The following is a 5,216-nucleotide window of genomic DNA, read 5'->3' as shown; positions in this document are numbered from 1 at the left end:
CAACCATCACCGCTGCCACACCGCACTCGGAGGCCAACCCCCGATCAGCCGCGTGAACAACCCTGCGGGTCAATACACCTAGGGCCTGTCGGTCGTCGTGGTCGGGGCGGCCGAGGCGGCCGGCTCGGCCGTCTTCGTCGCGTCCTTCGTCTCCGGCGCGTCCGCCCCGGCCGCGTCCTTCGTCTGCCGTGCGTCCGCCGTAAGCGCGCTGAGGCCGCCCAGGCCCGGCAGCGGCCAGCGGCGGTTGACCAGGAACACCGCGCCGGCCAGCACCACCAGCAGACCGCCGATGATCGCCAGGGCGATCCCGACCCCGCCGGAACCCTTCGAGGCCGAGGCGTGCGTGGCCTCCGCCTGGCCCCCCGTGCCCTGGTCCGCGCCGGCGGCGGGCGCCGCGCCCTTGCCGCCGATGGCGGTCCCGGTGTCCACGGACTTCGGCGGCACCAGCTGGCCGACCGGGGTCACCTTGCCGCTCGCGGCGAAGCCCCAGTCGAGGAGGTGGGCGGCCTCCTTGTAGACGGCGTGGCTCTCCTCCGCCGCCGGGTGCATGACCGTGACCAGCAGGACCTTGCCGTTGCGCTCGGCGACGCCGGTGAAGGTGTTGCCCGCGTGGGTGGTGTAGCCGTTCTTGACGCCCGCGATGCCCCGGTACGGGTCCACGCCGATGTCCCCGGTGATCAGCCGGTTGGTGTTCGAGATCTCGAACGACTCGCGCTTCTTCCCCTTCTTCTTCTCGCCGGGGAAGTCGGCCGACGCGGTCGCCGCGTACTCGCGGAAGTCCTTCTTCTGCATTCCGCTGCGGGCGATCAGCGTCAGGTCGTAGGCGCTGGAGACCTGGCGCGGCGCGTCGTACCCGTCCGGCGATACCACCACGGTGTCCAGGGCCTGGAGCTCCTCGGCGTGCTTCTGCATGGCGGTCACCGTCTCCGGGACACCGCCGTACATCTCCGAGAGCACGTGCACCGCGTCGTTGCCCGACCGCAGGAACACCCCGAGCCACAGGTCGTGGACCGTGTAGGTGTGGTCCTCCTTGATCCCGACGAGGCTGCTGCCCTCGCCGACCCCCGCCAGCTCGTCCTCCGACACCTTGTGGATCTCGGTGGGCTGGAGCGCGGGCAGCACCGTGTCCGCGAAGAGCATCTTCAGGGTCGAGGCCGGCGGCAGCCGCCAGTGGGAGTTGTGCGCCGCCAGGACGTCCCCGTTCTCCGCGTCCGCGACGATCCACGACCGGCCCGACAGCTTCTTCGGCAGCACCGGCGCCCCCGGGCCCAGGTTGACCTGGGTGCCGGCCTTGCCGAGCTGCTCCCCGCCGAGGCTCGACATCGTGCTCGGCGGCTTGGGCTGTTTGTCGTCGCTCTTGTCCTTGTCGGCCGCCGCGGCGGGACTGAGGACGAAACCGGACAACAAGGCGGCGGAGGTGACCGTGAGGGCGATCTTTTTCAGAGCAGGCACGGTCGGAAACGTACAGGGCGAAGATGTGGATGAGGACCCGGACCGGCGGACCCGCCGCAGGGAACGCCGGGACGGCCCCGTTCGGACGTCACCCCGGAGGGCACCACCCCGGAGGAGGGGACCGGAGGGCGGCGGCGATACTGGACCCATGAAGCTCAGCCGCCGCGTGTCCTGGTTCCTGCTCGCGTTCGGGGTGTGGAGCTGGTTCATCTGGATCACTTTCGTCAAAAATCTGTGGCAGGACGGCAGTGGCCTCGCCTTCGACGACGCGGGTGATCCGACCGGCTACTTCTGGGTGCACCTGCTGCTCGCCATCACGTCCTTTCTTCTGGGGACGGCGGTCGGCGTGATCGGGTTGCGCGGAGTCCGGGCTTTGCGCGACACGCGCGCATGACGACGGGAACATGGGGAAGCTCGGATGGCAGCAGTGGTCTTCGCTCTGGTGGCGCTCGTGGTGCTGGCGCTGCTCGGCGCCGTGCACCGGTATCTGTGGCGGCGCTTCGTCGGTGACACCACCGCACCGGGCAGCGTGCTGCGCCGGGTGGGCACCGTCGCCGCCTTCGTCCTGCCGCTGCTGAGCGTCGGCGCCATGACGTCCGGCCGGGTGGGCGCCCCCTTCCGGCTCCAGCAGGTACTGGCCTGGCCGGGCTTCCTGTGGCTGGCCTGCCTGCTCTACCTGACGCTGGCGCTGCTCGTCGGCGAGGTCGTACGTCCGGTGCTCCTGCGGGTCCTCGCCCGGCGTGACGCCGCGCGGACCGGGGCGGAAAGCGGAACGGCTTCCGGAACCCCCGTGGAGACTTCCGGCACCCCCGCAGAGGTCTCGGACGAGACCCGACCCCGTACCGAGAAGCTCGTGACGTCCGGTTCCAACGGGGTCTCCGCTCCGTCGGAAGCGGTGGCGCGTACGGCATCCGATGCTCCCGACCCGGTGGCGGAACCGGAAACGGAACCGGCGGCCACCGTCTCTGCCGCGGCCGACAGCACCCCCGCGCCCGCCCTCGTCCCGCACCCCTCCCGCCGCCTCTTCGTCTCCCGGGTCGTCGGCGGAGCGGCGGCCGCCGCCGGGCTCGCCACCGTCGGGTACGGCACGCACAACGTGCTGAGCGGGCCGAGCGTCAAGCGGATCACCGTCCCGCTGGCCAGACTGCCCCGCGCCGCCCACGGCTTCCGGATCGCCGTGGTCAGCGACATCCACATCGGCCCGATCCTCGGCCGCGCCCACACCCGCCGGATCGTCGACACGATCAACCGGACCTCGCCCGACCTGGTCGCCGTCGTCGGCGACCTCGTCGACGGGTCCGTCGCGGACCTGGGCTCCGCCGCCGAACCGCTGGCCGCCCTGCGGGCCCGGCACGGCAGCTACTTCGTCACCGGCAACCACGAATACTTCTCCGGCGCCGAGCAGTGGGTCGATCACGTCCGCGAACTCGGCCTGATCCCGCTGGAGAACGCCCGGGTCGAGATCGAGGGCTTCGACCTCGCCGGCGTCAACGACATCGCGGGCGAGACCGAGGGCCAGGGGCCCGACTTCGCCCGCGCGCTGGGTGACCGGGACCGGGGCCGCGCCGCCGTCCTGATGGCGCACCAGCCGGTCGTCATCCACGACGCCGTCGAGCACGGCGTCGACCTCCAGCTCTCCGGCCACACGCACGGCGGACAGCTCTGGCCCGGGAACTACCTCGCCGAGCTGGCCAACCCCACCGTCGCCGGGCTCGAACGCTACGGCGACACCCAGCTCTTCGTCTCGCGCGGCGCGGGCGCCTGGGGCCCGCCGGTCCGGGTGGGCGCCCCGGCCGACATCACCGTTGTGGAGCTGGCCTCCCGTCAGGCCTAGGGCATGCCCGTCCCGTCATCATGAAATCCACACCGAAGGGTCACCGTCAGCGACGGAAAGCCGCAGGTGGGAGGTAGGAAACAGCCTTTTCGGACAGGGCTTCCCGCACGTGTCCAACAAAAGGCTGTGAGTGCCACATTTACTCTTCCAGATGTGAAAATCGTGTGATTGGGTAAGCGCGAACATGCGGCGACGTACGCGTCACAAACGCGACCGCCGTGGTGGGGCTGGTAAGGGAGAGCACGGCAATGCGGTCGGTCCGGGTACGGATTCTCGCGATTCTCGCGGTATTGGTCATAGCGGGCGTCGGTGCCTGGCAACTGCTCCCGTCGGGGGAGGCGAAGACCGACGCGATCACGGTCGGGACATCGGACGTCGTCACCTCGCTCGACCCGGCCGGCGCCTACGACGCGGGCTCCTGGGCGATCTACAGCAACATCTACCAGTCGCTGATGACGTTCAAGCCCAACGCCGTCACCCCGGAGCCGGACGCCGCCGAGAGCTGCGGGTTCGTCGGGCAGAAGCTCCAGACGTACCAGTGCAAGCTCCGTGACGACCTGGCCTTCTCCAACGGCCGCAAGATCACTGCCGAGGACGTCAAGCACTCCTTCGACCGGATCTTCCGGATCAAGTCGGAGGTCGGCCCCGCGGGTCTCTTCCCGACGCTCAAGTCGGTGTCGACCGAGGGTCGCACGATCACGTTCAACCTGTCCGGCCGGGACGCGACCTTCCCGCAGAAGATCGCGACCGGAGCCGGGGCGATCGTCGACCCGACCCAGTACCCCGGGGACAAGCTCCGCGCGGGCAACCAGGTCGACGGTTCCGGTCCGTACGTCCTCAAGGCGTACGAGCCCGGGAAGAGCGCCGAGCTGGTGCCGAACCTGAAGTACCGGGGCGCGCTCAAGAAGACCGGCGAAGCGATCAACATCCGCTACTTCAAGACCTCCGAGGAACTGCAGACGTCCTGGGACAACGACGAGGTGGACATCGCCCACCGCCAGCTGCCGTCCGAGACGCTGGCCGACCTCGACGTCAACGACCCGGACGTGCGGGTGACCGAGGCGGCCAGCGCCGAGATCCGCAACATCATCTTCAACTCCCGGACGGACTCGCCGTTCGGCGAGAAGAAGGTCCGCCAGGCCGTCGCCGCGCTTCTCGACCGGGGCCCGCTGGTCCGGAAGGTCTACCAGGGCACCGTCGACCCGCTGTACTCGCTGATCCCCACCGGCTACATCGGGCACAGCACCCCGTTCTTCGACGCCTACCCCTCCTCCGACCCGGCGCGCGCGAAGCAACTGCTCCAGCAGGCGGGGGTGGAGACGCCGGTCGCCATCGACTTCGCCTACCGCGAGGGCGACATGTACACCAAGGAGACCGCCGAGCTGCATCGCCAGCTGGAGAAGGACGGGCTGTTCAAGGTCTCGGTCCGGGCCGTGGAGTGGACGAAGTACCAGAAGGAGTACGCGGCCGGAAAGTACGACATGTACACCGTCGGCTGGTTCCCCGACTTCCCGGACCCCGACACCTTCAGCCAGCCGCTCGTCGGCACCGGGAACGTCCTGCACAGCGGCTACTCCAGCAAGAGGATGGACCAGCTGATCGCGGCCACGCAGCAGTTCAGCGACCGCAGCCGGACCTCCAGCGACTTCAAGGAGATGCAGGCGCTGGTCGGCGAGGACGTCCCCCTGCTGCCGCTGTGGCAGAAGAAGGACTACGTCGTCGCCAAGTCCGAGGTCGCCGGCTCCCAGTACCTCTCCGACGGCACCGGCACCTGGCGCCTGTGGGAGCTCAGCCGGATCTGACGGACCCGCCCCCCCCCCCCCCGCCCGGGGGGGGGGGGGGGCCCCCCCCCCGCGGGGGCGGGGTAACGCGCCGGACCCCCGAACCCCCCCCCCCCCCCCCCCCCCCCCCCCGGCGACACTGCACCCAC

Annotated in this window: 4 protein-coding genes; 3 read left to right on the top strand and 1 reads right to left on the bottom strand. The window is 70.2% G+C overall.

Features of this window, described 5'->3' with window-relative positions; genetic code table 11:
• Window positions 1-78: 78 nt before the first annotated feature.
• The gene (locus tag JS521_RS26085) at window positions 79-1,452 is read right to left on the bottom strand and encodes a D-alanyl-D-alanine carboxypeptidase family protein (protein WP_307847954.1); all 1,374 of its coding nucleotides are present in this window, start codon (window positions 1,450-1,452) and stop codon (window positions 79-81) included.
• Between the two features lie 148 nt (window positions 1,453-1,600).
• On the opposite strand from JS521_RS26085, the gene JS521_RS36840 reads away from it, so the two are divergent.
• The 3 genes from JS521_RS36840 (at window position 1,601) to JS521_RS26075 (ending at window position 5,088) form a co-directional block, all read left to right on the top strand.
• Complete coding sequence (locus JS521_RS36840) at window positions 1,601-1,846, top strand: SCO4848 family membrane protein (RefSeq protein WP_010058624.1); 246 nt, start codon at window positions 1,601-1,603, stop codon at window positions 1,844-1,846.
• A gap of 33 nt (window positions 1,847-1,879) precedes the next feature.
• Window positions 1,880-3,286: a metallophosphoesterase gene (locus tag JS521_RS26080; RefSeq protein ID WP_205085421.1), complete on the top strand. Its 1,407-nt coding sequence runs from the start codon at window positions 1,880-1,882 to the stop codon at window positions 3,284-3,286.
• Window positions 3,287-3,534: 248 nt separating this feature from the next.
• Window positions 3,535-5,088 carry an ABC transporter substrate-binding protein gene (locus JS521_RS26075; RefSeq protein ID WP_205085418.1) on the top strand — a complete coding sequence of 518 codons (1,554 nt, stop codon included), beginning with the start codon at window positions 3,535-3,537 and terminating at the stop codon, window positions 5,086-5,088.
• The last annotated feature ends 128 nt before the right edge of the window (window positions 5,089-5,216 follow it).

This window comes from Streptomyces durocortorensis (assembly GCF_016901035.1).
Taxonomy (GTDB): domain Bacteria; phylum Actinomycetota; class Actinomycetes; order Streptomycetales; family Streptomycetaceae; genus Streptomyces; species Streptomyces durocortorensis.
This window is presented reverse-complemented; position numbering and strand designations above follow the sequence as displayed.